Source organism: Bradyrhizobium sp. WBAH42, from assembly GCF_024585265.1.
Lineage (GTDB): Bacteria > Pseudomonadota > Alphaproteobacteria > Rhizobiales > Xanthobacteraceae > Bradyrhizobium.
The window spans coordinates 3,186,737-3,213,154 of the sequence record NZ_CP036533.1 but is presented as its reverse complement, the minus strand read 5'-3'; the positions used below and the strand labels follow the sequence as shown (position 1 = coordinate 3,213,154).

Annotated in this window: 29 protein-coding genes and 1 riboswitch; of the genes, 18 read left to right on the top strand and 11 right to left on the bottom strand. The window is 65.1% G+C overall.

Annotated features, from left to right (window positions below):
- Nucleotides 1-60: 60 nt before the first annotated feature.
- The 7 genes from DCG74_RS15065 to DCG74_RS15035 all read left to right on the top strand — a co-directional run bounded on the left by DCG74_RS15065 (nt 61) and on the right by DCG74_RS15035 (nt 8,414).
- Nucleotides 61-1,719: a bifunctional UDP-sugar hydrolase/5'-nucleotidase gene (locus tag DCG74_RS15065; RefSeq protein ID WP_172787368.1), complete on the top strand. Its 1,659-nt coding sequence runs from the start codon at nt 61-63 to the stop codon at nt 1,717-1,719.
- 122 nt (nt 1,720-1,841) lie between these two features.
- Nucleotides 1,842-2,771 (top strand): histone deacetylase family protein, encoded by a 930-nt coding sequence (locus DCG74_RS15060; protein WP_172787367.1) that lies wholly within the window; start codon nt 1,842-1,844, stop codon nt 2,769-2,771.
- A gap of 73 nt (nt 2,772-2,844) precedes the next feature.
- Nucleotides 2,845-3,096 carry an exodeoxyribonuclease VII small subunit gene (locus tag DCG74_RS15055; protein ID WP_008132970.1) on the top strand — a complete coding sequence of 84 codons (252 nt, stop codon included), beginning with the start codon at nt 2,845-2,847 and terminating at the stop codon, nt 3,094-3,096.
- A gap of 642 nt (nt 3,097-3,738) precedes the next feature.
- Nucleotides 3,739-5,667 carry a 1-deoxy-D-xylulose-5-phosphate synthase gene (dxs, locus tag DCG74_RS15050; protein ID WP_172787366.1) on the top strand — a complete coding sequence of 643 codons (1,929 nt, stop codon included), beginning with the start codon at nt 3,739-3,741 and terminating at the stop codon, nt 5,665-5,667.
- A 192-nt stretch (nt 5,668-5,859) separates the two neighbouring features.
- Entirely contained in the window at nt 5,860-6,414 is a 555-nt protein-coding gene (locus DCG74_RS15045) for a nucleoside 2-deoxyribosyltransferase (protein WP_172787365.1), read from the top strand.
- 25 nt (nt 6,415-6,439) lie between these two features.
- On the top strand, nt 6,440-7,174 hold the full coding sequence (locus DCG74_RS15040; RefSeq protein WP_172787364.1) for a TlyA family RNA methyltransferase: 735 nt from the start codon (nt 6,440-6,442) through the stop codon (nt 7,172-7,174).
- Nucleotides 7,167-8,414, top strand: coding sequence for a class I SAM-dependent RNA methyltransferase (locus DCG74_RS15035; protein ID WP_172787363.1), 1,248 nt, complete (start codon nt 7,167-7,169; stop codon nt 8,412-8,414). Before DCG74_RS15040 ends, DCG74_RS15035 begins: the two co-directional genes overlap by 8 nt.
- Before the next feature lie 115 nt (nt 8,415-8,529).
- On the opposite strand, the gene DCG74_RS15030 is transcribed toward DCG74_RS15035, so the two are convergent.
- Entirely contained in the window at nt 8,530-9,129 is a 600-nt protein-coding gene (locus DCG74_RS15030) for a hypothetical protein (protein ID WP_172787362.1), read from the bottom strand.
- Between DCG74_RS15030 and DCG74_RS15025 the strand changes: the two genes are divergently transcribed.
- A complete protein-coding gene (locus tag DCG74_RS15025) occupies nt 9,087-10,085 on the top strand; it encodes a nucleotidyltransferase domain-containing protein (protein ID WP_257187569.1) in 999 nt (332 codons plus the stop codon). The genes DCG74_RS15030 and DCG74_RS15025 overlap by 43 nt on opposite strands.
- A 3-nt stretch (nt 10,086-10,088) precedes the next feature.
- On the opposite strand, the gene DCG74_RS15020 is transcribed toward DCG74_RS15025, so the two are convergent.
- Complete coding sequence (locus DCG74_RS15020) at nt 10,089-10,724, bottom strand: hypothetical protein (RefSeq protein ID WP_172787361.1); 636 nt, start codon at nt 10,722-10,724, stop codon at nt 10,089-10,091.
- 188 nt (nt 10,725-10,912) lie between these two features.
- Nucleotides 10,913-11,776, bottom strand: a complete 864-nt coding sequence (locus tag DCG74_RS15015) for a DUF1194 domain-containing protein (protein WP_172787360.1) — start codon at nt 11,774-11,776, stop codon at nt 10,913-10,915.
- Between the two features lie 231 nt (nt 11,777-12,007).
- Nucleotides 12,008-12,084: riboswitch (Fluoride riboswitch) on the top strand.
- 73 nt (nt 12,085-12,157) lie between these two features.
- On the opposite strand from DCG74_RS15015, the gene DCG74_RS15010 reads away from it, so the two are divergent.
- The 6 genes from DCG74_RS15010 (at nt 12,158) to DCG74_RS14985 (ending at nt 15,776) form a co-directional block, all read left to right on the top strand.
- Nucleotides 12,158-13,402, top strand: coding sequence for an MFS transporter (locus tag DCG74_RS15010; RefSeq protein WP_373569522.1), 1,245 nt, complete (start codon nt 12,158-12,160; stop codon nt 13,400-13,402).
- 19 nt (nt 13,403-13,421) lie between these two features.
- Nucleotides 13,422-13,811, top strand: coding sequence for a fluoride efflux transporter CrcB (gene crcB / locus DCG74_RS15005; RefSeq protein WP_042336065.1), 390 nt, complete (start codon nt 13,422-13,424; stop codon nt 13,809-13,811).
- Nucleotides 13,812-13,817: 6 nt separating this feature from the next.
- Nucleotides 13,818-14,243, top strand: a complete 426-nt coding sequence (gene crcB / locus DCG74_RS15000) for a fluoride efflux transporter CrcB (protein WP_172787359.1) — start codon at nt 13,818-13,820, stop codon at nt 14,241-14,243.
- Nucleotides 14,244-14,245: 2 nt separating this feature from the next.
- Entirely contained in the window at nt 14,246-14,587 is a 342-nt protein-coding gene (locus DCG74_RS14995; RefSeq protein ID WP_172787358.1) for a DUF190 domain-containing protein, read from the top strand.
- A 44-nt stretch (nt 14,588-14,631) separates the two neighbouring features.
- The gene (gene clpS / locus DCG74_RS14990) at nt 14,632-14,937 is read left to right on the top strand and encodes an ATP-dependent Clp protease adapter ClpS (protein ID WP_025034645.1); all 306 of its coding nucleotides are present in this window, start codon (nt 14,632-14,634) and stop codon (nt 14,935-14,937) included.
- Nucleotides 14,938-15,014: 77 nt separating this feature from the next.
- Nucleotides 15,015-15,776 carry a hypothetical protein gene (locus DCG74_RS14985; RefSeq protein ID WP_172787357.1) on the top strand — a complete coding sequence of 254 codons (762 nt, stop codon included), beginning with the start codon at nt 15,015-15,017 and terminating at the stop codon, nt 15,774-15,776.
- Nucleotides 15,777-15,793: 17 nt separating this feature from the next.
- Here the strand turns inward: DCG74_RS14985 and DCG74_RS14980 are convergent, their stop codons facing one another.
- The 4 genes from DCG74_RS14980 to fabI form a co-directional block, all read right to left on the bottom strand.
- Nucleotides 15,794-16,984, bottom strand: coding sequence for an adenylate/guanylate cyclase domain-containing protein (locus DCG74_RS14980; RefSeq protein ID WP_172787356.1), 1,191 nt, complete (start codon nt 16,982-16,984; stop codon nt 15,794-15,796).
- A gap of 114 nt (nt 16,985-17,098) precedes the next feature.
- A complete protein-coding gene (gene aroC / locus DCG74_RS14975; protein ID WP_172787355.1) occupies nt 17,099-18,187 on the bottom strand; it encodes a chorismate synthase in 1,089 nt (362 codons plus the stop codon).
- A 213-nt stretch (nt 18,188-18,400) separates the two neighbouring features.
- The gene (locus tag DCG74_RS14970; protein WP_172787354.1) at nt 18,401-19,000 is read right to left on the bottom strand and encodes a histidine phosphatase family protein; all 600 of its coding nucleotides are present in this window, start codon (nt 18,998-19,000) and stop codon (nt 18,401-18,403) included.
- 12 nt (nt 19,001-19,012) lie between these two features.
- On the bottom strand, nt 19,013-19,828 hold the full coding sequence (gene fabI, locus DCG74_RS14965) for an enoyl-ACP reductase FabI (protein WP_080135587.1): 816 nt from the start codon (nt 19,826-19,828) through the stop codon (nt 19,013-19,015).
- Nucleotides 19,829-20,000: 172 nt separating this feature from the next.
- Between fabI and DCG74_RS14960 the strand changes: the two genes are divergently transcribed.
- Nucleotides 20,001-20,489: an RNA polymerase sigma factor gene (locus DCG74_RS14960; RefSeq protein ID WP_025034639.1), complete on the top strand. Its 489-nt coding sequence runs from the start codon at nt 20,001-20,003 to the stop codon at nt 20,487-20,489.
- A 52-nt stretch (nt 20,490-20,541) separates the two neighbouring features.
- A complete protein-coding gene (locus DCG74_RS14955; protein WP_172787353.1) occupies nt 20,542-21,312 on the top strand; it encodes an anti-sigma factor in 771 nt (256 codons plus the stop codon).
- A 421-nt stretch (nt 21,313-21,733) separates the two neighbouring features.
- Here the strand turns inward: DCG74_RS14955 and DCG74_RS14950 are convergent, their stop codons facing one another.
- On the bottom strand, nt 21,734-22,696 hold the full coding sequence (locus tag DCG74_RS14950) for a DnaJ C-terminal domain-containing protein (RefSeq protein ID WP_172787352.1): 963 nt from the start codon (nt 22,694-22,696) through the stop codon (nt 21,734-21,736).
- A 168-nt stretch (nt 22,697-22,864) separates the two neighbouring features.
- Nucleotides 22,865-23,272, bottom strand: a complete 408-nt coding sequence (locus tag DCG74_RS14945) for an RT0821/Lpp0805 family surface protein (protein WP_172787351.1) — start codon at nt 23,270-23,272, stop codon at nt 22,865-22,867.
- Nucleotides 23,273-23,385: 113 nt separating this feature from the next.
- Here DCG74_RS14945 and pdxH point away from each other — a divergent pair, with 113 nt between their 5' ends.
- Nucleotides 23,386-24,027 carry a pyridoxamine 5'-phosphate oxidase gene (gene pdxH, locus DCG74_RS14940; protein ID WP_172787350.1) on the top strand — a complete coding sequence of 214 codons (642 nt, stop codon included), beginning with the start codon at nt 23,386-23,388 and terminating at the stop codon, nt 24,025-24,027.
- A 26-nt stretch (nt 24,028-24,053) separates the two neighbouring features.
- The gene (locus tag DCG74_RS14935) at nt 24,054-24,806 is read left to right on the top strand and encodes an SDR family NAD(P)-dependent oxidoreductase (protein ID WP_172787349.1); all 753 of its coding nucleotides are present in this window, start codon (nt 24,054-24,056) and stop codon (nt 24,804-24,806) included.
- A 178-nt stretch (nt 24,807-24,984) separates the two neighbouring features.
- Here the strand turns inward: DCG74_RS14935 and DCG74_RS14930 are convergent, their stop codons facing one another.
- Together DCG74_RS14930 and DCG74_RS14925 are read right to left on the bottom strand one after the other, a co-directional pair.
- On the bottom strand, nt 24,985-25,203 hold the full coding sequence (locus DCG74_RS14930; RefSeq protein WP_172787348.1) for a hypothetical protein: 219 nt from the start codon (nt 25,201-25,203) through the stop codon (nt 24,985-24,987).
- A gap of 205 nt (nt 25,204-25,408) precedes the next feature.
- A complete protein-coding gene (locus tag DCG74_RS14925; RefSeq protein ID WP_172787347.1) occupies nt 25,409-26,386 on the bottom strand; it encodes a magnesium transporter CorA family protein in 978 nt (325 codons plus the stop codon).
- Between the last annotated feature and the right edge of the window lie 32 nt (nt 26,387-26,418).

Below are 26,418 nucleotides of genomic sequence, written 5' to 3'. Positions count from 1 at the left end.
GGTGCTGCGCGTCGCGAGAACTTTCGTGAAATCTTCGCGCGCTACGACTAGTCTGGTTCCATGCGATACGTAGTTCCATCCATCCTTGCCGCACTCGCCCTCGCCACCCTGCCCGCTTCGGCCCAGAGCACAGCCCCCGTCGAGCTGCGCGTTCTCGCGATCAACGATTTCCACGGCAATCTGCGGCCGCCGCCGGGCGGCATCCGCATCAATGACCCCGAGGACAAGTCCAGGAAGGTGACGGTGGCGGCCGGCGGCGCCGAGTACATGGCGACGCTGGTGAAGCAGCTGCGCGAAGGGCACAAGAACACCGTCTTCGTCGCCGCGGGCGACCTGATCGGCGCGAGTCCGTTTCTGTCGGCGATGTTTCACGACGAGCCGTCGATCGAGGCGCTCTCGATGATGGGCCTTGCGATCAGCTCGGTCGGCAATCACGAATTCGACGAGGGCAAGACCGAGCTTCTGCGCATGCAGAACGGCGGCTGCCATCCCGTCGACGGCTGCCAGGGACCGCATCCCTTCGCGGGCGCCAAATTCCATTATCTCGCGGCCTCCACCGTCGAGACTGCGACCGGCAAGAGCGTGCTGCCGCCCTACGAGATCCGGGAATTCGACGGCGTTCCCGTCGCCTTCATCGGCCTGACCTTGAAGGAGACCGCCGGCATCGTCTCGCCAGCGGGCATCGCCGGGCTCGAATTCCGCGACGAGGCCGAGACGGTGAATGCGCTGGTGCCGCAGCTGAAGGCGCGCGGCGTCGAAGCGATCGTGGTGCTGATCCACCAGGGCGGCGATCCCGCCGGCGACTACAATGAATGCCCTGCGATCACGGGCCCGATCGTCGACATCGTCAGGAAGTTCGACCGTGCCGTCGACGTCGTCGTCAGCGGCCACACCCATCGCGCCTATGTCTGCGATATCGACGGGCGTCTCGTCACCAGCGGCGACAAATACGGCACGCTCGTCACCGCGATCGACCTCAAGCTCGATCCCGCAACGCGCGACATCGTCGGCGCGAAGGCCGAGAACGTCATCGTCGCCAATGCTTCGCTGGCCAGGGATCCCGAGCAGACCGCATTGATCGACGCCTACGACAAGCTCTCCGCGCCGATGGCCAACCGGCCCGCGGGCTCGGTGACGCAGACATTGTCGCGCGTGCCGAACGAGGCCGGCGAAAGCGCGCTCGGCGATATCATCGCCGACGCGCAATTGCTCGCAACCCGCGATGCGAAGGATGGCAGCGCTGTCATCGCGCTCACCAATCCCGGCGGCATCCGCACCGACATCGTTCCGAAGGAGAACGGCGCCATCACGTTCGGCGACGTCTTCGCCAGCCAGCCGTTCCGCAACCGCCTCGTCACCATGACGCTGACGGGCAGCCAGCTCAAGGACATGCTCGAGCAGCAATGGCTTGACCCGAAGCGGCCGCGGATTCTCCAGGTGTCGAACGGCTTCAGCTATACCTGGGATGCTTCAAAGCCGTTCGGCGAGCGCATCAGCCTCGAGAGGATAACGCTCAACGGCAGGCCGATCGAGGCTGGAAGCGGCTACCGTGTCACGCTGAACGATTACCTCGCCGTCGGCGGAGATGGGTTTACCGTCGCCAAGCAGGGCACGGCGCCGCAATATGGCGGCTACGATGCGGACGCGCTGTTCGCGTTCTTTAGGGCGCACGGGCCGGTCGGTCCGCTGCCGCCCACCCGCATCCTGCGGGTGAATTGATCCGGATCAAGCGGGCAGGCCTTTGCCATTCCCGGCCAAGCGCCTAGATTGGGTTTTGCATTGCGTTTTGGCGCCGGATGCGCCAACGACGGCAAAAGCCCGCATCCCATGAGGCCGACCTGATGAGCACGCTTCTCCTTTCCCACAAGGCCTGCCTCGACCATGTCACGCCGCCGGGACACCCTGAGCGGCCGGATCGCCTGCGCGCGGTGGAAGAAGCTTTGTCGCACGAGCGCTTCCAGTTCCTGGCGCGCGATGAGGCGCCGGAGGGCGATCTCGATCTCGTCACGCTCTGCCACAACGAGCACTACGTCACCGAGCTGCGCCACATCGCCCCGACCAGCGGGCAGGTCTATATCGACGGCGACACCTCGATGTCCCCCGGCACGTGGGAGGCGGTGATGCGCGGCGTCGGCGGCGCGGTGGCGGCGACCGAAGCGGTGATGGCGGGCGAGCATCGCAACGCCTTCGTCGCGGTGCGCCCGCCCGGACATCACGCCGAGATCGGCAAGCCGATGGGCTTCTGCTTCTTCGACAACGTCGCGATCGCCGCGCGCCACGCCCAGCGCAAATACGGCATCAAGCGCGCGGCCATCGTCGATTTCGACGTGCATCACGGCAACGGCACGCAGGACATCTTCTGGTCGGACCCGACCGTGATGTACTGCTCGACGCACCAGATGCCGCTGTTTCCGGGCACCGGCGCCAAGGGCGAGCGCGGCGATCACGACACCATCGTCAATGCGCCGCTCGCCTCCGAGGATGGCGGCCCGGAATTCCGCTCAGCGTTCGAGAATCTGATCCTGCCGCAGCTCGAGAAATTCAGCCCCGAGCTGCTGATCATCTCGGCCGGCTTCGACGCGCATTATCGCGATCCGTTGGCTTCGCTGAACCTGCGCGCGGAGGACTATGCCTGGGTGACGCGCAAGCTGATGGATCTCGCCGACAAGACCGCTGGTAGCCGCATTGTTTCGGTGCTCGAGGGCGGCTATGACCTGCAGGGACTGAAAGAATCTGTTACGGCGCATGTCGGCGCCCTGATGGGCGCTTGACCCACCCGCCACATTACGCCCGCAAAACTCTGCTTTCTCCAAGGTGAAGCGAAGCGGGCAATCGGAAACGGATATGGCCGAAAATACGCAAGTCGACGTCTCCAGGCTCACCTTCGAGCGCGCGATCGAGGAACTCGAAACGATCGTGAAGCGGCTCGAGGACGGCAAGGTGCCGCTCGAGGAATCCGTGACGATCTACGAGCGCGGCGAGGCGCTGAAGCGCCGCTGCGAGGAGTTGCTGCGCCAGGCCGAGGCGCGCGTCGACAAGATCACCACCGATGCCAGCGGCCAGGCCACCGGCACTGCGCCGCTCGACGTCCAATAAAGATTGCTTTCCCGCTCAGTCTCCTGACGACCCAGGGCCGCGCGAGACGCAACGGCAGGTCCGCGCAAAATGTCTTCGCGGGGAGCGTGGCCGCTGCATCCTGGGATCGCACGGCCTGGGATCGCACGGCGCAGTTCCCGGCCGGCAGCGGTTCCGGGGGTGGATCGATAACGTCCCCGCCCCGAAATCGGGTCTTGCGGCGAGAAAAGCTCCGATTCCGGGCAAAAAAGCGTGCCAGGAACCGAGCAAGGCCGGAACCCCTTACCCCCGGCCAAGGTTAACCACTCTGGCCCGCGAGTTGCATTTGCATACCCCTAATCGGCCCAGCGGGTTGGCTTTGGCCCAAGCTTTGGTGTAAAGCTGCGCGGAGTGTGGCTTTTTGCGAGCCTTGCGTGGGCACTGATTACCGACGACAAGTGCTTCAAACTGCTGTTGAAATTGGCTTGGGACGGACGAAGCCGATCTAAGTGACAGGGATCACAGAGACTGAACCGGAGCGCACTTAAGCTTACCTAAGCTTGAAGGCGGGGCCTTGCCCCGTGCAGGTGGCTCCGACGGTTATAGGACTCGCGCTGCGCCGATATTGTGCAAACCCATCGCGCACCGGAATGACCTTCCGGTGCTGACAAATTGGAAATCGCCGTGAACGCATACAGTAAGACGCCGCTTCTCGACACCATCCGGACACCGGAAGACCTGCGCAAGCTCAAGGTCGAGCAGGTACGCCAGGTTGCCGACGAGCTGCGGCAGGAGACCATCGATGCCGTCTCGGTGACCGGCGGTCACTTCGGCGCGGGCCTCGGCGTGGTCGAGCTCACCACCGCGATCCATTACGTCTTCGATACGCCGCGCGACCGGCTGATCTGGGACGTCGGCCACCAGGCCTATCCGCACAAGATCCTCACCGGCCGGCGCGACCGCATCCGCACGCTGCGCACCGGCGGCGGCCTGTCCGGCTTCACCAAGCGCAGCGAGAGCGATTACGATCCGTTCGGCGCGGCGCATTCCTCGACCTCGATCTCCGCCGGCCTCGGCATGGCCGTGGCGCGCGACCTCTCCGGCGGCAAGAACAACGTTATCGCGGTGATCGGTGACGGCGCGATGTCGGCCGGCATGGCCTATGAGGCCATGAACAACGCGGGTGCGATGAACTCGCGCCTGATCGTCATCCTCAACGACAACGACATGTCGATCGCGCCGCCGGTCGGCGCCATGAGCGCCTATCTGTCGCGCCTCTACTCCGGCAAGACCTATCGCACGCTGCGCGATGCGGCCAAGCAGATCAACAAGCGCCTGCCCAAGATCCTCGCCAACCGCGCCAACCGCGTCGAGGAATATTCGCGCGGCTTCATGATGGACGGCGGCACGCTGTTCGAGGAGCTCGGCTTCTACTATGTCGGCCCGATCGACGGCCACAACCTCGACCATCTCCTGCCCGTGCTGAAGAACGTCCGCGACATGGAGACCGGCCCGATCCTGGTCCACGTCGTGACGCAGAAGGGCAAGGGCTACGGCCCGGCGGAAGCTTCCGCCGACAAGTATCACGCCGTCGTCAAGTTCGACGTCGCGACCGGCACGCAGGCCAAGGCCAAGCCGAATGCGCCGGCCTATCAGAACGTGTTCGGCCAGAGTCTCGTCAAGGAAGCGCAGAAGGACGACAAGATCGTCGCCATCACCGCGGCGATGCCGTCGGGCACCGGCGTCGACATCTTCAACAAGGCCTTCCCCGACCGCACCTTCGACGTCGGCATCGCCGAGCAGCACGCGGTGACCTTCGCCGCGGGTCTTGCGACCGAAGGCTACAAGCCGTTCTGCGCGATCTACTCGACCTTCCTGCAACGCGGCTACGACCAGATCGTGCACGACGTCGCGATCCAGAACCTGCCCGTCCGCTTCGCCATCGACCGCGCCGGCCTCGTCGGCGCCGACGGCGCGACCCATGCCGGCTCGTTCGACAACGCCTATCTCGGCTGCCTGCCCAACATGGTGATCATGGCAGCTAGCGATGAAGCCGAGCTGGTGCACATGGTGGCGACCCAGGTTGCGATCAACGACCGCCCGAGCTCGCTGCGCTATCCGCGCGGCGAAGGCCGCGGCATCGAGATGCCCGAGGTCGGCATTCCGCTCGAGATCGGCAAGGGCCGCATGATCCGCCAGGGCAGCAAGATCGCGCTGCTCTCCTTCGGCACGCGCCTCGCCGAATGCGAGAAGGCGGCCGACGAGCTCGCCGCCCACGGCCTGTCCACGACGATCGCCGATGCGCGCTTCATGAAGCCGCTCGACACCGAGCTGGTGCTCAAGCTCGCGCGCGACCATGAGATCCTGATCACGATCGAGGAAGGCTCGGTCGGCGGCTTCGGCTCGCATGTCGCGCAGTACCTGACCGACCAGGGCGTGCTCGACAGCGGCATGGTCAAGTTCCGCTCGATGGTGCTGCCCGACGTGTTCCAGGATCACGACACCCCGGCCGCGATGTACGCCCGCGCCGGCCTCGACGCCAAGGGCATCGTCGCCAAGGTGTTCGAGGCGCTCGGCAAGGACGTGAAGGCCGAGACGGTCAAGCTGGCTTGATACGTCGTACGGGCACCGGACCCACCTCTCCCATAGGGAGAGGTCGGATCGCGCAAGCGATCCGGGTGAGGGGTTCAGGTCCCACGTGAGAGCGTAACCCCTCACCCGCGCCTTCGGCGCGACCTCTCCCTCCGGGAGAGGTTTTGCACCGCCGACGCCGCGGCAAACTCGATGCCTTCTTTCGGTAGTCCCATGAAAATCTATCTGGCAGGTCCCGACGTGTTCCTGCCGGATGCCATCGAGATCGGCCGGCGCAAGGTCGATATCTGCACGACGCACGGGCTGACCGGCCTCTATCCCCTCGACAACGCCGTCGACCTCACTGCGCCCGACGCCTCGCGGCAGATCTTTTGCGGCAACGAGGCGATGATGGACGCGGCCGATGCCATCATCGCCAACCTGACGCCGTTCCGCGGTGCCGGCGCCGATCCCGGCACCGTCTACGAGCTTGGCTACATGGCCGGACGCGGCAAGTTTTGTCTCGCCTATTCCAACGACGGCGCCGCCTATGCCGACCGCGTCTCGCGCTTCATGGAGGTCACCTCCGAGGACGGGCGGCTGGTCGATGCCCAGGGGCTGACGGTCGAGGATTTCGGGCTCGTCGACAATCTCATGATGATCCATGCGCTGGAGCTGCACGGCTGCCCGCTGGTGACACCGGCCGCGATGCCGATCGACGTCTGGCACGATCTTGTCGCGTTCGAGACTTGCGTCCGGATGGCGGCCGCGCGATTGATCGCTACATAAGCGCCAGTCCTTCTCGAGTGAACCGATGTCCCCTGCCCGCAAGCGCGCGGATGTATTGCTGGTCGAGCGCGGCCTGTTCGAGAGCCGGGCGCGGGCCCGCGCGGCCATCGAGGCCGGCCTCGTCACGGCCGACGACAAGCAGGTCTTGAAACCGTCGGAGACGATCGCCGAGGATGCGGTGATCCAGGCCGAGCCCGCGCACCCCTACGTCTCCCGCGGCGGCGTCAAGCTCGCCGGTGCGCTGGAACGGTACCCGATCGACATCGAGGACCATGTCTGCCTCGACGTCGGCGCATCCACCGGCGGCTTCACCGAGGTGCTGCTGGCGAACGGCGCGAGCCTGGTGTTCGCGGTCGATGTCGGCACCAGCCAGCTGCATCCCTCGCTGCGCGATCACCCCAAGATCGTATCGATGGAGGAGACCGACATCCGCAGCTATGACGGCAAACGCCTGCCGGCGCGCCCCGATGTCGTCGTCATCGACGTCAGCTTCATCTCGCTGAAATCAGTGCTGCCGGTGGCGCTGTCGCTGGCGGCCGCGCCGATGAGCCTGCTGGCGTTGATCAAGCCGCAATTCGAGGCTGACAGGAAGCACAACAAGAAGGGCATCATCCGCGATGCCGCCGTGCACCGGGAGATCTGCGACGACATCGCAGCCTTCGCGGCGTCGCTCGGCTGCACCGAGATCGAAATATTCCCCTCGCCGATCACCGGCGGCGACGGCAATATCGAATTCTTCCTGGGCGCGCGCCGTGGTTGAGCGCATCAAGATCGATCATGTCGGCCATCGCGGCGACGGCGTCTGCCGCGACGCCGGCGAAGCAATCTATGTGCCCTACACGCTCGGCGGCGAGACCGTCGAGGTCGATCACGTCGTGGGCCATCATCCCGACCGCCGCAAGCTGCTGGCGGTGGAGGTCGCAAGCCCGGAACGCGTCGAGCCGTTCTGTCCGCATTTCGGCGTGTGTGGCGGCTGCGCCATCCAGCATTGGGCGGCGGAGCCGTATCGCGCCTGGAAGCGCAGCATCGTGGTGGAGACGCTGGCGCAGGCCGGCATCGATTGCGATGTGGCGCCGCTGGTCGACGCCCACGGCGCCGGGCGCCGGCGCATCACGCTGCACGGCCGGTTCGGCACGCACGACGTCCTCAAGGTCGGCTTTTCGGCTGCGAGCTCGCACGACGTCATCCCGATCCATCGTTGTCCGATCCTCGATCCCGCGCTCGACGGCGCGCTCGATGCCGCCTGGGCGCTGGCGGAGCCGCTGACGTCCAAGATGCCGGTGACCAAGCCATTGGACATCCAGGTCACCGCGACCGCAGGCGGCCTCGATGTCGACGTGCGCGGCTCCGGCCCGCTGCCGACGGCGCTCGTTACGGCGCTGTCGCGCGTCGCCGAACAGCACCGCCTGGCGCGGCTGACCCGGCATGGTGAGCTGGTGCTGCAACGGCTGCCACCGACGGTGCGGATGGGCCGCGCCGAGGTGACGCTGCCGCCGGGCTCGTTCCTGCAGGCGACCGTGGCGGGCGAGGAGACGCTTGCGGCACTCGTCGCCGAGCGCATCGGCAAGGCCAGGGAGGTTCTCGACCTCTTCTGCGGCGTCGGCCCGTTCGCGCTAAGGCTCGCGGAGAAGGCGCGCGTCACCGCCTATGACAGCGACGCGGGTGCCGTCGCGGCGCTGGCGAAAGCCGCGCGGACGCCGGGCCTGAAGCCGATCAAATGCGAGCCGCGCGACCTGTTCCGCCGCCCCCTGGTGCCGCAGGAGCTGCGCGACTTCGACGCCGTGGTGTTCGACCCGCCGCGCCAGGGCGCGCAGGCGCAGGCGCTGAAGCTTGCGGCGAGCAAGGTGCCGGTCGTGATCGCCGTGTCCTGCAACGCCGCAACCTTTGCCCGCGACGCACGGCTGCTGATCGACGGCGGCTACCGGCTGGAGGCCGTGGCGCCCGTCGATCAGTTCCGCCACACGCCGCATGTCGAGCTGGTGGCGAAATTTAGTCGCTAACGCCGAATGGCTTTAGGTTGATTCGATTGCCACGGGCTCGGTGCAACCTCTCCCGCTTGCGGGAGAGGTCGCGCCGAAGGCGCTGGTGAGGGCTTTCTCCTCATTTCATCACGCTCTAGCACCGAAGGCCGCTCAGCGCCGGCGATTCGCCCGGCAGCATGTTCGATCTGATATCGCTGTCCATGCGGCCCGAATCCTGCTGGGTGTAGCCGACGCCGAACGACAGGCTGAGATTTGAGGTCGGCTTGAATTCGACACCAGCAAACCCGCCATAACCGGGCGCGGCGCTGGAGGTGAGCGGCGCCAGCGAGCTGCCGATACCGTTGCCGTATTTCAGCGTGTCGAATCCGGCAAAGAAGGTGACGGGCATGCCGCCAGCCGTCTTCATGTTGTAGCCGAACCGCGTGCTGTCATAGGAGAGCGCGCCGGAATTGCCGAACGAGCCCGCCTGGTTGAAGCCGCTCAATCCGAAATCGGCGCGTTCGCGGCCGATGAAGAAGCCGTTCGCAGAGCTCGCACGCCAATCGGCCTCTCCGGCGTTGAAGCTCGCAAAGTTGCCATAGGTGTCTGAGCTCAAGCCGGCAGCACCGCCAAGGCCGAAAGGTCCGCCGGGAATCCAGTATCGCAGCGGCGCGACTTGCGCATGAACCGTCCCTCCGCCGAGGCAGAGCAATGCGAGAGCTGCAAGAGCGCATGAACGTGCAAGGTCGAACATTCTGGCTACCGTCTAAAACGCCGCAAACTATACTCCCCGACCATCATCAATGCCAGCGGAGTGACCGCGCCGACCCTCGCGGCCGCAAGTCTTTCGGGGAACCGCGTCTGATGCCGCACGATCCGTTGCTCACCCGCCTCACACCCGTTCTTGCCGCGGTACCTGGCATCCAGGCCGTGGTGCTCGGCGGCTCGCGCGCGCGCGGCACTGCGCATTCCTCCTCCGACTATGACATCGGGCTGTACCGCTCCAACGCCGCTCGGTTCGACACGGATCGACTGCTGACAGTGGTGAAGAACATCGCCGACGATCCCGACGCCGCGATCGTGACGAGAATTAACGAATGGGGATCGTGGATCGTCGGCGGAGCGTGGCTTTCGATCGAGGGACGAAAGGTCGATCTGCTGTACCGTAACGTCGATGATGTCGAGCGCGTCATGTCGGCCTGCCGGTACGGTACGGTCCTCATGACCTACCAACCCGGCCATCCGCATGGCTTCTGCTCGGCGATCTGGATGGGCGAGATCGCATATTGTCAGCCGCTGCACGATCCGAATGGCGTGATCGCCCGGCTCAAGTCGATCGCACTTCCCTATCCGGAGCCTCTGCGCAGCACCCTGATCCGACGCTTCCAATGGGAGGTCCTGTTCAGCATCGAAAATGCCGAGCTCGCCGCCGCACGCAACGAGCGGACCCATATCGCCGGGTGTCTCTACAGATCACTCGCCTGCGTCGCGCAGGTGCTGTTCGCACTGAACGAGCGCTATCTGATCAACGAGAAGGGGGCGCTGCAGGAGGCAGCCGGCTTGCCGCTGACGATCCCGCACCTCGTGGAGCAGTCCGACCGGATCTGGCAACTCGTCGCTGATGGCGGTTTCGCGCAGGCCTGCGCAATGCTGCGGCAGGTGGACCAGCAATTGAAGATGCTGACGCGACCCGGCGGCAGCGCGCCGTGAACGCTATGCCGTCCTGTCGACGGACGACGACGAATCCGCCGGCGGATATTTCGTCACCGGCACCACGAAGGATTTGGTGCCGACCTGGTAGGTGATCTTGCCGTTCTGCCCGTCATCGCTCGCGATCTGCGCCTGGCCGAACATGATGACGTTCTTGTAGACGTAGCCGGTGCCCTGGCGGGTGACGCCGTCGGTGGTGACGCTGACCTGGGCTTCCTTGCCATTGACGGCCAGCACCTTGAAGCTCGCGCTCTTGCCGTTCTCGCTGGAATAGCCACCCCAGCTTCCCATGAGGCGGCTGTCGGAGGCCGGGGGAGCCTGCTTCTCCAGATTGGCGGTCTGCTTGCCGGCGCCGCCGAAGGAGAACAGCATCACCATGTTCTTGCCGTCCTTGGTCCCGACCGTGACTCCGCCAAAGGTGATGAGCGTGCCCTGAACCTCGGCAAAGCCGCGCTCGGTGTGACCGTTGTGGGTATACTCGACCTGCGCCCGGGCACCGCGGATGTTGACGACCTTGAAGCCGACCGGCTGGTTGTTGCCCACCCAATTGCCCTTCCAGTCGCCGATCAGAGCGCTCTGGCGATACAGCCGCTCGTTGGCGGGGGAAATCTGGCTGGTGCTCGATGTGACGGTGGCCATTGGATTGCTCGGACGGGCCTGACAAACCCGTTTTCGCTCGCTGGGGCATGTCAGGATGCCGGCGGGAACGAACAGAAACCATGCGATTAGGGCCACGCACCCGTTAACGAGCCGTTAAGCGCGAGCATCGGCCGGGCGGGCAAAAGGTCTCAGCCGGGGCATGATCCCGCCGGGATACCCCGTCACCCTTACCGTCCCCAGCGATCGGACCAGATCTTCTCGCCGATCAGGCAATTGACGCGCGGCTCCTTGTCGGCGACGCGCATCACCGGGCGCTCCGGCGTGCGGCCGGCAACTTCCATCAGCAGCTTGGTGCGGATCGCTTCCTTGAACTTGTCGCGGTCCTTGATCGTGATGACGAAGGAGCCCGGCCCGCCGATGACGCAGTCCTCGTAGTAGAAATCGAGATTGTCGATATCCATGGTCGAATAGGACGGCTCCTTGACCATGATCGGCAGGCCGTTGATGACGATGCCCTTCTCCAGGGCGGCATCGCGCGCCACCGTGACCGGGCCGCCATTGTTGTTCGGACCGTCGCCGGAAATGTCGATGACACGGCGCAGGCCGCGATAGGGATCCTCGTCGAACAATGGCATCGCGAAGTTGATCGCGCCGGAGATCGAGGTGCGCGAAGCGCGCCGGATCGGCGTCTTCATGATCTCGGCGGCAACCGCATCCGCCGTCTCCGGACCATCGACCAGCCGCCAGGGAATGATGATCTTCTGGTCGCTGGAGGCGGCCCACTCGAAATAGGTCACCGCGATGCGGCCGTTCGGGCCGAGCTTCAGCGCCTGCAGGAACTCCTTCGACTGGATCGCCTGTGCGTAGCCCTCGCGCTGGATCGCGAGCTCGTCCATGTCCATGGAGTAGGATACGTCGACCGCGAGGACCAGCTCGACATCGACGGTCTGCGCGTCCTTGTCGGCCGCAAGCCGCTGCGGTTGACTTCTGGACGATTCGAATTTGGGTCCTGGTGCCGCGATGCCCGCGACGTCCCCCCCGGCAAACATGCCGGCCACCAGCACAGCCCCGATCGAGAACAGCAAACGCATCGCAGTCTCCCGTCGTATGACGCGATGGTGACATGCAATCGGCTTGCCGCAAAGCGCGAAGATCGCTTGTGCTTCACATTCAAGTGCATCGCTGCTGCGTGTTGCGGCCATAGGGCTGACAAGCGGGGAACAGGTGCGATCACTCGCACAGTCATTCCGGGGCGACTCGAAGAGCCAGTGGAGGCGCGACCCCGCCCACTTGTCCGGCACGATTTCCATGCTAGGGTTGGTCGCACAGATGGGGATGGAGTCCCCCGACAACCGCCCGGCGGTCGATGACCTCGTGGGCTGATGACTCCTGCTTGAGGAGAGGCAATCTTGAGCCTCGGCCTTTGGCGGGAGCATGGACATACCCGCCGATGGCGGGTTTTTTGTTGCCTGATGACGAAGGCCGGCGGGCCGGAGGACGATGAAGACGTGACGATGACGACACCGAAGGCCGTGCGCGCGACGCTGCCCAGAGGGATCTGGGTGCTCGGCTTCGTCTCGATGCTGATGGACATCTCCTCGGAGATGATCCACGCGCTGCTGCCGGTCTATCTCGTCACCGTGCTCGGCGCCTCCACGCTCACCGTCGGCTTCATCGAGGGCATTGCCGAGGCGACCGCCTCGATCACCAAGATCTTCTCCGGTGCGTTGTCGGACTGGCTCGGCCGCCGCAAGCTGCTCGCTGCCCTGGGCTACGGACTGGCCGCGCTGACAAAACCGCTGTTCCCGCTCGCGCCCAGCGTCGGATGGCTGGTCGCCGCGCGCTTCATCGATCGCGTCGGCAAGGGCATCCGCGGCGCGCCGCGCGATGCGCTGATCGCCGACATCGCCCCCGTCGGCCTGCGCGGCGCGAGCTTTGGCCTGCGGCAATCGCTCGACACGATCGGTGCTTTCGTCGGACCGCTCGTGGCGATCGGCCTGATGTGGTGGGCGGCTGACAATTTTGCGCTCGTGTTCTGGGTGGCGGTGCTGCCGGCGTTCCTGTCCTTTGGGTTGATCGCGTTCGCCGTGCAGGAGCCGGAGCCCGATCCGAGCCGCAAACCTACAGAAAATCCGCTCAATCTCGCCGCGATGCGCCAGCTCGGAGCGGTCTATTGGCGCGTCGTCGCCGTCGGCGTCGTGTTCACGCTCGCGCGTTTCAGCGAGGCGTTCCTGATCCTGCGCGCGCAGAACATCGGGCTCAATGCGATGTGGGTGCCGGCCGTGCTGGTGCTGATGAATATCGCCTACGCGCTCTCCGCCTATCCGGCCGGCGTGCTGTCGGACCGGATCAACCGCACCGGCCTGCTCGCACTCGGCCTCGTCTTCCTCGCCGGCGCCGACCTCGCGCTGGCGCTGCTGCCGAACCTGGCTGGCCTCGCGCTCGGCGTCGTGCTGTGGGGACTGCATATGGGATTGACGCAAGGGCTGCTCTCCGCCCTCGTCGCCGACGCCGCGCCGCCCGCGCTGCGCGGCACCGCCTTCGGCTATTTCAACCTGTTCACCGGGCTTGCCTTGCTGGCCGCGAGCGTGATCGCGGGTGCGCTGTGGGACGCCTATGGCCCGGCGGGAACGTTTCTTGCCGGGCTCGGCTTCGCGCTGGTTTCGCTGGTGGGGCTGCTCGCCGTCGGCAAGGGTCTTGCGGTAGGGAGCAAGTGATGACGGGGGACTGTTCGTCTTGCTGAGCGGGGCAATTGCGATCGTGATCGGCAGCGCGCTGGGCGGTTGCGCGCGCTATTTCGTCTCCGGTGCGATCGCGCGGCGGCTGGGTGAAACGTTTCCGTGGGGCACCATGACCATCAACGTCACCGGCGCCTTCCTCATCGGCATTTTCGGCGCGCTGGCGACGCATCCGGGCTCGGTCTTCGCCTCACCCACACCATGGCTGTTCGCGGTGACCGGGTTTCTCGGCTGCTACACCACGGTGTCCTCGTTCAGCCTGCAAACGCTGACGCTCGCGCGTGGCGGCGAGCCGCTCTCGGCGCTCGGCAATGTCGCCTGCTCGGTCGGGCTGTGCCTCGCCGCCGTCAGCTGCGGCTTCCTGCTTGCGGATCGCCTGGGAGGCTAGAGGCTGATGAGCTCACCTTTTGCCGAACGCTGGCGCAGCCTTGTGCTCTACGCCTGGGTTGCCGCCGGCAGCATCGTCGGCGGGCTGACGCGCTACCTGGTCGGGCTTGTGCTCGACACCGGGCCGGGCTTTCCTGTCGCGACGCTGTTCATCAACGCGACGGGCTCCCTGATCATCGGCTTCTACGCGACGCTGACCGGCCCGGACGGCCGCGTGCTGGCGCGGCCCGAGCACCGACAATTCGTCATGACCGGATTTTGCGGCGGCTACACCACCTTCTCGGCCTTCAGCCTGGAGACCTTCCGCCTGCTCCACGGCGGCATGAAGTACACCGCGCTCGCCTATGTCGCAGCGTCCGTGATCTGCTGGCTGGTGTCGGTGTGGGCAGGGCATATGATGGCGAGCCGCTACAATCGCCTGGCAAGGAGCTGACCATGCAAATCCCCGATCAGGCAGTTTCGCTCCGGATCTTCATCGGCGAGAGCGACCATTATGACGGCAAGCCGCTCTATGAGGCGATCGTGATGACCGCGCGCGAGCGACATCTGGCCGGCGCCACCGTGCTGCGCGGTCCGATGGGCTTCGGCAAGTCCAGCCGGCTGCACACCTCGAAGATCTTGCGGCTGTCGGAAGACCTGCCGCTGCTGATCGAGATCGTCGACAGCGAGGACAACATCAACGCATTCCTGCCCATCCTGGACGGCATGATGTCGAGCGGTCTGATCACCTTGGAGAAGGTGCAGGTCCTGCAATATGGTGCGAAGGCCGCGAGCTAATCGCTTCCGGCCGGAACCCGAGCCCGCCGTGTCCAGGAGGCGGAATGAACGATACCGTCACCAAGCCGAAAACCAGGACGAAGACCAAGGTCGAGCGGCCGAAGCTGCACAAGGTCATCCTGATCAACGACGACTACACGCCGCGTGAATTCGTCACCATGGTGCTGAAGGCCGAATTCCGCATGACCGAGGATCAGGCCTACAAGGTGATGATCACCGCGCACAAGCTGGGCGCCTGCGTGGTCGCCGTCTTCACCAAGGACGTCGCCGAAACCAAGGCAACGCGCGCCACCGACGCCGGCCGCGCCAAGGGCTATCCGCTATTGTTCACCACAGAGCCGGAGGAGTAGGCGCCGAGTGCCTGCTTCGGGTCAATTTTAGCGATCCGTGCTACCGCAGGTTTAGTCTCCTGTGTCACCACAATGCGATGACAGTCGCACTGCGCAAACAGCTCGAACTCAAGCCGGCCCGCCAGGAGACCTCGTTCGGTCCTTTCAAGCTCCTGCATGCCCTGCCCTGGTTGATCCTGGCGGCTGCGATGCGCGTGATCGCGTTCGGCGGCGGCGCCGTGGCGCTGCCCGCAATCATCATTTCCAACATTTCGGTGCTGCTGGCCTTCTTTGCGACGGCGCAACAATCGATCGAGGCAGCGGGCGGTCAATCCTCGCTGGGTACGCTGACACTGGGCGAGCAGTTCAAGCTCTCCTTTTCGATCCTGTGGCGGATCATGCTCTTGATGATCGCGGCGGCGCTGAGTGCCAAAGCGGCCGGCATTGAGGCTTCGTACCATCTCTTGGCGGGCCTGGACGGCATGGCGTTCGACCAGTTCACCCATGCCGGGCGATTCTGGAGCGCATGGATCGCGGCCATCGTCCTGCTCATGATCATCCGTGCCGAGCGCGATGACGGCAAGGTCGCCCTGTTTGCCGCGATCGGCGAATTCGCACGGCGTGGGCTGTGGCTCGGCGCCGCCGTCATCATACTCGGCCTCATCAACGTCGCCCTCGCCTATGGACAGGAAGCGGTGCGGACCGCGATCTGGAACTTCTGGCAAACCTCGTCGGCAACGCAGTTCACCAAGAACCTGATCTATTTCGTCTTCATCTTCAGCTTCGCCATGCTGCGGCTGTGGATCACCTTGAGGGTGCTGACCTTCGGCCTGAAACAGTCTCATGTTCGTGGCGGCTGAGGCCGTCGTCGGCGCCGCTAGGCCATCACCACCGGCGTCTCCTCCGCCAGCCCGTACACGCGCTGCGCCTTGGAAAATCCCGCGATCGGAAACTCGCCGAGCTGGTGCCAATCATGGCGGCAGACATTGGCAAAACCTTCCGAGGCCACGACGGTCCGCCCCAGGCGTCCCGTGATCTTCTCAAGCCTCGCGGCGAGATTGACCGCCGGGCCGATGCAGGTGAAGTCGAGGCGGTTGCCGCCGCCGATATTGCCGTAAAGAATGTTGCCGACATGCAGCGCGACGCCGAAGCGGAAGCGTTCGACGACGTCGCCGACCGGAACGGCGAGCGCCTCGACGCTTGCGCGGGATTCGCGCGCGGCCTCCAATACGCGCGCGCAGACATGGGCGGCATCGCCGACATATTCGTCGATCGGAAACACGGCGAGCAGGCCATCGCCCATGAATTTCAACACCTCGCCGCCATGGCCGCGGATCGCGGCGACCTGGCAGTCGAAATACTGGTTGAGGATCTCGACCACCGTCTCGGCCGGCAGCCGGTCCGACAGCGCGGTGAAGCCGCGCAGGTCCGACAGCCAGATCGCCGCCTGCATGGTGTCGTTGTGACCGCGTCGGATCTGGCCGCCGAGGATGCGCGCGCCGGCGCGATTGCCGACATAGGTGTCGAGCAGCATCTCGGCGGTGCGGCGCAGGCTGATGATCTCGCTGACGCGCGCGAGCGGGGCTATGACGGCTCGGATGGCCGCGATGTCGTCGTCGCTGAAGCCATCGGGATGCTGCGTGATCCAGCTCGTTGCGTGGACGGAGCCGTCGAGAAAGCGCAACGGCACCGCGATATAGTCGGTCGCGCCTTCGGCATGCATCTCTTCGAGGAACGGAAATCGCCTGCTGTCGGGATCGCTTGCGCGGCCCCTGACCTCGATGCCCTGCTCGAACACGACGCGAAGCGGGCTGCGGGCGAATTGCGGTGTGTCCAGGACCTCGAAATCGACGCTGCCGATTTCGACATCCTGACCGTGCCGCCAGATGAAGTTGCGGCCGAAGACTTCGGGATGCAGCGTGCGGATGAAGATGCCGAAACGCGACAGCGGCAAGCCGGCGGCGACCAGACGTTCGCAGAAATCGGCGATCATCTCGGCCGGCTCCTGAGCCGACCAGACGCCGTCGATCAGCCAGTTGCAGACGCGCTGAAGCTCGGAGCTGTTCATGGCTGCATTTGCGGACGAAGTTGCGGGGTCGTCAAGCTGCACGGTGGGCTAGTACCGCGACATTGTCACCGAGGTGTCTTCACCTCTCCCAAGCGGGAAAGAGGTGGAAGGGCGTCAACGTCCTACCTGCCCGCGATCGCGCAGGAAGTGATCGGCCAGCACGCAGGCCATCATGGCCTCGCCGACGGGGACGGCACGGATGCCGACGCAGGGGTCATGGCGGCCCTTGGTGAAGATCTCGGTCTCGGTGCCTTGCCTATCGACGGTGAGACGCGGCTGCAGGATCGACGAGGTCGGCTTCACCGCGAAACGCACCACCACGGGCTGTCCGGTGGAGATGCCGCCCAGCACGCCGCCGGCGTGGTTGGACAGGAAGCGCGTGCCGTCATTGCCGGAGCGCATCTCGTCGGCGTTCTCCTCACCGGTCAGTTCTGCCGCGCCAAAACCGGCGCCAATCTCGACGCCCTTCACCGCGTTGATGGTCATCATCGCACCCGCCAGATCGGAATCGAGCTTGGCGTAGATCGGAGCACCAAGACCTGCCGGCACGCCTTCGGCGACGACCTCGATCACCGCGCCGATCGAGGAGCCGCTCTTGCGGATGCCGTCGAGATAGGTCTCGAAGAACGCGGCCTTGTCCTTGTCGGGACAGAAGAACGGATTTCTGGCGATCTCGTCCCAATCCCACTTGTCGCGATCGATCTTGTGCGGACCGATCTGCACCAAGGCGCCCCGCACCTTCACGTCGGGCAGCACTTTCCGCGCGATGGCGCCGGCGGCAACCCGCATCGCGGTCTCGCGCGCCGAGGAGCGCCCGCCGCCGCGATAATCGCGCAGGCCGTACTTCGCCTCATAGGTGAAGTCGGCGTGACCGGGACGAAACTTGTCCTTGATCTCGGAATAGTCCTTCGAGCGCTGGTCGGTGTTCTCGATCAGAAGGCCGATCGGCGTGCCCGTCGTCACCTGCACGCCGGTCTCCGGATGCGCCATCACGCCGGAGAGGATCTTCACCTGGTCCGGCTCCTGGCGCTGGGTGGTGAAGCGCGACTGGCCGGGACGCCGGCGGTCGAGATCCCGCTGGATGTCGGCCTCGGTGAGCGGGATCATCGGCGGGCAGCCGTCGACCACGCAGCCGATCGCCACCCCATGGCTCTCGCCGAAGGTGGTGACGCGGAACATGTGGCCGAAGGTGTTGAAGGACATCGCTACTCGCAGGTTCGATCCCGGCGTGTGGTAACGCGCTCTCGATGAGGGGTCAAATGGCCGCCAGCGTCGTCATGGCCGGGCCCGTCCCGCCTGCGCGGCCGAAGCCGCTTCGGCGAGGCGAAGGCCCGGCCATCCACGTTCTTAGGTCGGGAGGTAAAGTGCGTGGATGCCCGGGACAAGCCCGGGCACGACGGTGGGGATGGGGCTGCCCTAACTGAACTTCTCCAGCCGCCCGTCGCGGAACACGTAGACGGCGCCCTGCTCTATATAGAGCTCGGCGGCGCTGGCGGGTGTCTCGAGCCCCAGGGACACCATCAGAGCCCGGCAGGTCCCGCCATGGGCCACCGCGACGGTGTCGGTCCGGAGCTGGTCGTACCAGGCGCGCACGCGGACCTGCACGTCGGCGTAGGTCTCCCCGCCCGCAGGCCCCACGGTCCATTTGTCGGCGAGGCGCCTTGCATAGATGTCCGGATCCTTCGCCTCGCTCTCAGCCAGCGTCAGCCCCTCCCAGGTGCCGTAGCCGATCTCGCGCAGACGATCGTCGAGCGCGTAATCGGCAGGCGGCAATTCGAGCTTGCCGCGCGCGAGCTCCATGGTCTGGCGCGCACGGCCGAGCGGGCTCGACACGTAGGGCAGCGCGGCCTTGTCGCGTGCGTCGCGCTTGAACAGTTCGGCCAGAACGGCGCCGGCGTGCACGGCCTGGCTGCGGCCGCGCGCGTTCAGCGGAACGTCCCTGGTGCCCTGAAGCCTGCCGAGCGCATTCCACTCGGTCTCGCCGTGGCGAAGATAGTAGATCGTAGGCCCGGGCATTTGAGCTAGTGGCTAGTCCTTCCCGCCAAGCGAGATATCAGGTGCATCCGGCCGCTTCATGCCGAGCACGTGATAGCCGGAATCGACGTGGTGCACCTCGCCGGTAACGCCGCGCGAGAGGTCGGAGAGGAAATACAGCGCGCTGCCGCCGACGTCTTCGGTGGAGACGTTGCGACGCATCGGCGCATTGGTCTCGTTCCACTTCAGGATATAGCGGAAGTCGCCGATGCCGGACGCCGCCAGCGTCTTGATGGGGCCTGCCGAGATCGCGTTGACGCGGATGTTCTTCTCGCCGAGATCGGCGGCGAGATAGCGCACGCTGGCTTCCAGCGCCGCCTTGGCCACGCCCATCACGTTGTAATGCGGCATCCACTTCTCGGCGCCGTAATAGGAGAGCGTGATCAGCGAACCGCCATCCGTCATCAGCTTCTCGGCGCGCTGCGCCACCGCCGTGAACGAATAGCAGGAGATCAGCATCGATTTCGAAAAATTCTCCTGCGTGGTGTCGACGTAGCGGCCGTCGAGCTGCTCGCCATAGGCGATCGCATGCACCAGGAAGTCGATCTTGCCCCACTTCTCCTTCAGCACCGCGAAGGCGGCATCGATGGTCGCGGCATCCGTGACGTCGCAATGGCCGAGCACGAGGCCGCCGATCTCGGCGGCGAGCGGCTCGACGCGCTTCTTCAGCGCATCGCCCTGATAGGTGAAGGCGAGCTCGGCACCCGCGGCGTGGCATGCCTTGGCGATGCCCCAGGCGATCGAGCGGTTGTTGGCGACGCCGAGGATGACCCCGCGCTTTCCTTGCATCAGACCCGAATTCTGCGCCATTTTTGCACGTCCCGTCGAACTCTCGTTGAGGTCTGGAGGTACACCAGCCCTCCCCCGCGGTACAGCCCAAATCCGCGGCGTTAACGCTGTTTCGAGGACCGGAATAGCCGTTCCGCTCGGGTGTTATGATCGCTATAGGCGCGCGCCGAACGCCAGGGACGTCAAGACTGCAATGAATGCGTTTCGCCAGAGTGTGGAAGCCATGATCCCGGCGTTGCGCCGCTATGCCCGCGCGCTCACGCGCGATGCGGATGCGGCCGACGATCTGGTCCAGGATACGTTGGTACGCGCGCTGCGTTCGGAGCGGCTGTTTCTCGGAGGCGACGTCAGGAGCTGGCTCTATACGATCCTGACCAACCTCAACAAGAATCGGCGGCGTTCCCTGGCAAGGCGGCCGCAATTCATGCCGCTGACGGATAACAACCCGGATGCCAGCGGGACCGAGGCCGAGGGACGCGACATCGAGAAGGCGCTGGCTACTCTCGTCGAGGAGCAGCGTTCGGTGCTGCTCCTGGTGATGCTGGAAGGCATGAGCTACCGCGAGGTTGCCGACATCCAGGGCGTGCCGATCGGCACCGTGATGTCGCGCCTGGCACGCGCTAGGGCCCACGTCAAAGCCTCGCTCGAGGGTGAGCGGACGGCGCTCAGGCGGGTGAAATGATGAGCTGCGCGAAACTGACTTGCAGAAGATATTTTGGGCCGCAGAGACCGATATGAACGACCGCAACATCCCAGTGACCGAGGACGAACTGCACGCCTATGTCGACGGCGAGCTGCCGGCTGAGCGACGCGCCGACGTCGAGGCCTTTCTTGCAGCCCACCCCGACGACGCCGAGCGGGTGCAGTCCTGGCGGACCATGGCCGAGATGCTGCACGCCCGTTACGATTCGGTCGTCCATGAGCCGGTGCCCGCGCGGCTCGAGCTCGAGCGGCTGGAGCGCCGCCCGCGGCAATGGCTCTATGGCGCCGCCGCCGCCGTGCTGGTTGCCTTCGTCGCCGGCGGCACCGTCGGCTGGGTGGCGCATGGCGCCGCCAACGCACCCTCGACCTTCCAGAGCTTTACGGCGGACGCGCTCGGTGCGCACCGGCTCTATGTCGTGGAGGTCCGCCATCCCGTGGAGGTCGGCGGCAACGAGCGCGATCACTTGCAGGCCTGGCTGACCCGGCGCTGCGGCTGGACCGTGTTCGCGCCGAACCTGGAGGCGAGCGGGCTGAAGCTGGTCGGCGGCCGGCTGCTGCCGGGCCCGAACGGTCCGGCGTCGTTCCTGATGTACGAGGGCGCCTCGGGCGAGCGGTACACGATCTACTCTGCCAAGACCGAGAATGGTGCAACGCAAATGCGCTACGCCAAGACGGACAAGGACGGCGCGTTGTTCTGGTCCGAGCGCGGCGTCGGCTACGTCGTCAGCGGCAGCAGTGATCGCGAGCGGCTCACCAGGGTGGCGCAGGCCGTCTACGACCAAGCAGAGAAAAACGGCACCTAGACAACTGCACAGGCGCGGTGCCCAGATTCCGTCATCGAAAATTTGGAATCAGGACATCGACGCGTCTCATTATCGCACCGGGTGTTCACGCGATTATGAGTGGCGTTCGATCCGCCGATCGACGCGGGCGGCCTCGATTGGGGTTTTTGGTACCGCGCTGGTCCCCCTCTCGAGGCCGCACCTTTTCATCGGCTGCCCCGCCGGACAGCCGACACGTCGAAACCATGAAGCGTGACCCACGCCTCAGGCATATGATGAGCATCATCTCCGGATGACGCCGTGGTCCTTTAGGAGAACCCCTTCAGTTCGATCGCGCCCTAAAGCGCGATGACTCGCGCTTTTGCTCTTTGTTTGCGCATGATCTTTGCGGAAAACCGCGACGCACTTTGCGCTAACGCGGCCCTCCGGTTCCGGATCATGCTTAGCCAATCCCGCTACGTGGATTGTAGGGGTGTTGGTCCCGCCACTTCTCCATCAATGCTTCAAGCTCGGCGTCGTTCCCGTCCGGTAGCATAATCCTGATGGTGACGAAGAGGTCCCCGGTCCCGCCAGATTTCGGCAGGCCCTTGCCCTTGAGGCGGAAGGTCCGGCCGCTGGAGGTGTTTTTGGGGACCGAGAGCTCCACGGCATTGCCGAGGGTGGGCACGCGGACCTTGCCGCCGAGCACCGCCTCGTAAAGCGTGACAGGCAGGTCGATCCGGAGGTCGGCGCCCTCGACCTTGAAGAACGGGTGCGGCGCGATGTTGATGGTGATCAGGAGATCGCCGGGCGGATGGCCCTGCGCGCTTTCGCCCTGCCCCCGGAGCCGGATCTGTTGGCCCTCGGTGACTCCGGCCGGAATCTTGACGTTGAGCTCCTTCCCCGTCGGGAGCCGGACCCGCTTCTCGCCGCCCTTGACCGCCTCTTCCAGCGAGACGCTCATGGCGACGTTGACGTCGAGATCGAGCCCGACGCCGCCGGTGTCGAACTCGAACTGGGCACCGCCGCCGGCTCCGGGCCGCGCGCCGCGCATTCCGCCGCCGAACATGCTGTTGAGGATGTCCTCGAACGCGCCGCCGCCCGGGCCGCCCGCACCGCCGCTTCGGAACGTATAGCTTTCGAACCCGCCAGGGCCGGCGCGGCCGCGAGGTCCGCCGCCGCCCGGAAAACCCTGGAAGCGCGGCTTGCCATCGGCGTCGATCTCGCCGCGGTCAAACTGCTTGCGCTTGTCCTCGTCGCCGAGGATCTCGTTGGCCGAGTTGATCTCGGCGAAGCGTTCGGCCGCCTTCGGATCACCCTTGTTGCTGTCCGGATGGTGCTTCTTGGCCAGCTTGCGATAGGCGCTCTTGATCGCGGCAGCGCTGGCGCTCCGCGGCACCCCCAAGACCTCATAGGGGTCGCGCATTCGTCACGTCTCCTTCAAGAAAATCGAATTGTTCAAAGGGCTCCCCGCCCCACCTGCCGGTCATGTGGGAAGAGAGTGGCATTTTTGCAACTAGGAACGCGAGCCGAAGCTCTATGTTTGGAGCATGGCCTTATCGGAAAACCGGTTCCCGCTTTTTCCGGATCGTGCTCAGCTCCGCCACGGCTTTAGCGTATGAATCTCCCAACGGCCACGGCTGCTTTGGCAGCCGGCGCCCTGGAGCCAGCTTTCGGTGTTGCCGTTGACGTAGCTCGCCAGGAAGTCGCGGCATTTGCGCCCGTCCTCGGCGGCGTAGGACTGGGCGATGGGCGTCACCGAGCCGCGCGCCCCGGTCTCCGGATTCTCCCAATGCTGGCTGGAATCCTTGTCGCCCTTGCTGAGCACGTCGGAGGCGGCGTTGCGGGTGAAGGCGAGATCGGTCTCGGTCGGGGGAGCGTCCTTTGCCGGCCGCGCGATCGAGCCGGTGAGGTCGCTGTCGTCGCCCTTGGCATAGGCGGTGCTGTCGTTGCGGGAAAAGCTGCAGCCGCCGGCGCCGAGCCCGATCAGAATCATCGTCATGACGAAGCCGGACGGCCGGATCGCCGATAGGCCAACGCGTCCCCATGCCCTATATAGGGCGGTAGCGGACAACAACGCGTTTTGGGCCGCGGGACGCAACTCGGACTCCGGACATGACCGACACGACCTCGATGAAACACCAGACACCCTTAACATCCGGTGATTTCACCGCTGCCGACGAGCCATTTGCGTTGTTCGAGGCCTGGCTGAACGAGGCGATCAAGAGCGAGCCGAACGATCCGAACGCCATGGCGCTCGCAACCGTCGATTCCGACGGCTTGCCTGACGTGCGCATGGTGCTGATGAAGGGCTTCGATACCGAGGGTTTCGTGTTCTACAGCCACATCGCGAGCCAAAAGGGCCGCGAGCTCGCCGCAAATCCTAAGGCAGCGTTACTTTTTCACTGGAAGTCGCTGCGCCGTCAGGTCCGCATCCGCGGCAACGTGACGCCGGTGACCGACGCGGAGGCCGACGCCTATTTCGCGACGCGACCGAAGCAGGCCCAGATCGGCGCCTGGGCGAGCAAGCAATCGCAAGAGCTGGAGAGCCGCTTCGCGTTCGAGCAGGCCATCGCCAAGGTCGCGGCCAAATACGTCATCGGCGAAGTGCCGCGGCCGCCCGGCTGGAGCGGCTGGCGCATCACGCCGCTCCGGATCGAGTTCTGGCACGACCGCCCGTTCCGCCTGCACGACCGCATCGAATTTCGCCGTGACGCCGCCGGCCAACCGTGGTCCAAGACGCGGATGTATCCGTAAGCTTCGGGCCGACCTGAAAGATGTCCATGCCGCATTCGTCCAATGCGCCGCGCCGTACGCTGCTCCTGACCGGAGCCAGCCGCGGCATCGGCCACGCCACCGTGATCCGTTTCTCCTCGGCGGGCTGGCGCGTCATCACCTGCTCGCGGCATCCTTTCCCGGAGGACTGCCCCTGGGATGCCGGCCCTGAGGACCACATCCAGGTCGACCTCGGCAACCCCGAGGACACCGCGCGCGCGATCTCCGAGATCCGCAGCCGGCTCGAAGGCGGCACGCTGCATGCGCTGGTCAACAACGCCGCGATCTCGCCGAAGGGCCCCGGCGGCTCCCGCCTGGGCTCGGTCGACACCGACCTCGACACCTGGACGCACGTCTTCCATGTCAACTTCTTCGCGCCGATCATGATGGCGCGCGGGCTGATCGAGGAATTGAAGGCGGCCAAGGGCTCGGTCGTGAACGTCACCTCGATCGCGGGCTCGCGCGTGCACCCCTTCGCCGGCGCCGCCTATGCCACCTCGAAAGCGGCGCTCGCCGCGCTGACGCGCGAGATGGCTTCCGACTTCGGCCGCATCGGCGTGCGCGTCAACGCGATCGCCCCAGGCGAGATCGACACCTCGATCCTGTCGCCCGGCACCGAGAAGATCGTCGAGCAGCAGATCCCGATGCACCGCCTCGGCACGCCCGACGAAGTGGCCAAGATCATCTACGTGCTGTGCACGGACACCTCTTCTTACGTCAACGGCGCCGAGATCCACATCAACGGCGGCCAGCACGTGTAGGCAATCCGCCATCCTTTGTCGTTGCGAGCGCAGCGAAGCAATCCAGACTGCCTCCGCGGAGACAGTCTGGATTGCTTCGTCGCTTCGCTCCTCGCAATGACGAAATTTAGCACTCAGGGAAGCAAGGCGATCCAGACAACGCCGCCGCAAGACCTGGATCGCCCTTACCTTCCGTTCCTCAATCGAGTCGAATCCGACGTGACCTCTCGCGCGGACGCGGAGCGGCCGTGCTGAATGCAGTCGAGCAGTCGTCGTCGTTCTCACCATCGAGCAGCGGAGCACCACAGTGCCGGCACAGGCGTGCCGACATCGACGGCGCCTTGCCGCTCGTCACCGCCTGACGATAGTGCGCCAGCTCGATGACGTTGCGGGGCGTCGTTATGTGTTTTTCAACCATGGCTGTTCCTCGCGGCTACGCCATGCTTATCGCAGACAAGTTTCGCGCAAACGTTCAGCCCACCGCTCAAATTTTACCGGAGGAATTGCGGCATGACACACACATCACCGCGTCGCCGCAATGCCGATCTATTCTGCGACACGATCCACCGTGTCTATGCGAGCAGCGTAAGGTCTCGGTAGGTATCTTTGCTGGAGCGTGATTCCTACAGCCACTTCTTGAACTTGAAGATCCAGTACGGAACGATGGCAGCGATCAGCATCATCACCAGCGCCATCGGGTAGCCGTGCACCCATTCGAGTTCCGGCATCACCTTGAAGTTCATGCCGTAGACCGATGCGATCAGCGTCGGCGGCATCAGGACAACAGCCATGACCGAAAACAGCTTGATGATGTTGTTCTGCTCGAGATTGACGACGCCGAGCATGGCGTCGAGCACGAAAGTGATCTTGCTGGAGAGATAGGAGGCGTGGTCGGTCAGCGAGGCCACGTCGCGCTGCATGGTCTTGAGCTGCTCGCGCATGTCCTTCGACCATTTCACGCCCTCGACCACCGCCGACAGGAACGTCACGACGCGGCCGATCGACACCAGGCTCTCGCGAACCTTCGAGGTCAAATCGCCCTTGCGGCCGATCGAGATCAGGATCTGGGAATATTGCTTGGCATGGCCGTGGCGCTCGCTCTCCGGCTCGAAGATGTCGTGGGAGACCTGGTCGATCTCGGCACCGCAGCGCTCCAGAATATCGGCGCAGCGGTCGATCACGGCGTCCAGGAGCTCCATCAGCACCATCTCGCCGGTGATCGACGGGGTACAGGAGCGGGCGAGCTTGGCTTCGACCAGCGCAAAGGGCTTGGGCAGGTCGTAGCGCACCGTCACCAGGCGATGGTCGCCGAGGATGAAGGTCACCGCCGTGGTCCGGGGCATGTCGGTATCGGAGTGGCACATCAGCGTCGCGGTCATGTAGCGCGCGCCGTTCTCCATATAGAGCCGGCTGGAGATCTCGATCTCCTGCATGTCTTCCCGGGTCGGGATGGCGATGCCCGCCAGCCGCTCCACGGCCTTGTCCTCGGCGGCCGTGGGGTTGACGAGGTCGATCCAGACCGCGTTGTCCGGCAACGCCGTGAGATCTTCGATAACCGCCTTCTTGAGGGAGGCCTCGGAGGGAACGAACGCCCAAAACATCAAAAGCTCCAGAGATCCTGCGACAGAACGAC

Coding starts and splice junctions, on each gene's coding strand:
- crcB (WP_172787359.1), top strand. CDS start 13,818: ATGAGCTCACCTTTTGCCGAACGCTGGCGCAGCCTTGTGCTCTACGCC.
- DCG74_RS15065 (WP_172787368.1), top strand. CDS start 61: ATGCGATACGTAGTTCCATCCATCCTTGCCGCACTCGCCCTCGCCACC.
- DCG74_RS14925 (WP_172787347.1), bottom strand. CDS start 26,386: ATGTTTTGGGCGTTCGTTCCCTCCGAGGCCTCCCTCAAGAAGGCGGTT.
- DCG74_RS15045 (WP_172787365.1), top strand. CDS start 5,860: ATGAAAATCTATCTGGCAGGTCCCGACGTGTTCCTGCCGGATGCCATC.
- aroC (WP_172787355.1), bottom strand. CDS start 18,187: ATGTCCTTCAACACCTTCGGCCACATGTTCCGCGTCACCACCTTCGGC.
- DCG74_RS14985 (WP_172787357.1), top strand. CDS start 15,015: ATGACAGTCGCACTGCGCAAACAGCTCGAACTCAAGCCGGCCCGCCAG.
- DCG74_RS15060 (WP_172787367.1), top strand. CDS start 1,842: ATGAGCACGCTTCTCCTTTCCCACAAGGCCTGCCTCGACCATGTCACG.
- DCG74_RS14970 (WP_172787354.1), bottom strand. CDS start 19,000: ATGCCCGGGCCTACGATCTACTATCTTCGCCACGGCGAGACCGAGTGG.
- DCG74_RS14945 (WP_172787351.1), bottom strand. CDS start 23,272: ATGACGATGATTCTGATCGGGCTCGGCGCCGGCGGCTGCAGCTTTTCC.
- DCG74_RS14995 (WP_172787358.1), top strand. CDS start 14,246: ATGCAAATCCCCGATCAGGCAGTTTCGCTCCGGATCTTCATCGGCGAG.
- DCG74_RS15055 (WP_008132970.1), top strand. CDS start 2,845: ATGGCCGAAAATACGCAAGTCGACGTCTCCAGGCTCACCTTCGAGCGC.
- DCG74_RS15010 (WP_373569522.1), top strand. CDS start 12,158: ATGACGAAGGCCGGCGGGCCGGAGGACGATGAAGACGTGACGATGACG.
- DCG74_RS14930 (WP_172787348.1), bottom strand. CDS start 25,203: ATGGTTGAAAAACACATAACGACGCCCCGCAACGTCATCGAGCTGGCG.
- DCG74_RS14955 (WP_172787353.1), top strand. CDS start 20,542: ATGAACGACCGCAACATCCCAGTGACCGAGGACGAACTGCACGCCTAT.
- DCG74_RS15040 (WP_172787364.1), top strand. CDS start 6,440: ATGTCCCCTGCCCGCAAGCGCGCGGATGTATTGCTGGTCGAGCGCGGC.
- DCG74_RS15020 (WP_172787361.1), bottom strand. CDS start 10,724: ATGGCCACCGTCACATCGAGCACCAGCCAGATTTCCCCCGCCAACGAG.
- pdxH (WP_172787350.1), top strand. CDS start 23,386: ATGACCGACACGACCTCGATGAAACACCAGACACCCTTAACATCCGGT.
- DCG74_RS14935 (WP_172787349.1), top strand. CDS start 24,054: ATGCCGCATTCGTCCAATGCGCCGCGCCGTACGCTGCTCCTGACCGGA.
- fabI (WP_080135587.1), bottom strand. CDS start 19,828: ATGGCGCAGAATTCGGGTCTGATGCAAGGAAAGCGCGGGGTCATCCTC.
- DCG74_RS15030 (WP_172787362.1), bottom strand. CDS start 9,129: ATGTTCGACCTTGCACGTTCATGCGCTCTTGCAGCTCTCGCATTGCTC.
- DCG74_RS14950 (WP_172787352.1), bottom strand. CDS start 22,696: ATGCGCGACCCCTATGAGGTCTTGGGGGTGCCGCGGAGCGCCAGCGCT.
- clpS (WP_025034645.1), top strand. CDS start 14,632: ATGAACGATACCGTCACCAAGCCGAAAACCAGGACGAAGACCAAGGTC.
- DCG74_RS14960 (WP_025034639.1), top strand. CDS start 20,001: ATGAATGCGTTTCGCCAGAGTGTGGAAGCCATGATCCCGGCGTTGCGC.
- DCG74_RS15025 (WP_257187569.1), top strand. CDS start 9,087: ATGCGAGAGCTGCAAGAGCGCATGAACGTGCAAGGTCGAACATTCTGG.
- DCG74_RS15015 (WP_172787360.1), bottom strand. CDS start 11,776: ATGCGTTTGCTGTTCTCGATCGGGGCTGTGCTGGTGGCCGGCATGTTT.
- DCG74_RS14980 (WP_172787356.1), bottom strand. CDS start 16,984: ATGAACAGCTCCGAGCTTCAGCGCGTCTGCAACTGGCTGATCGACGGC.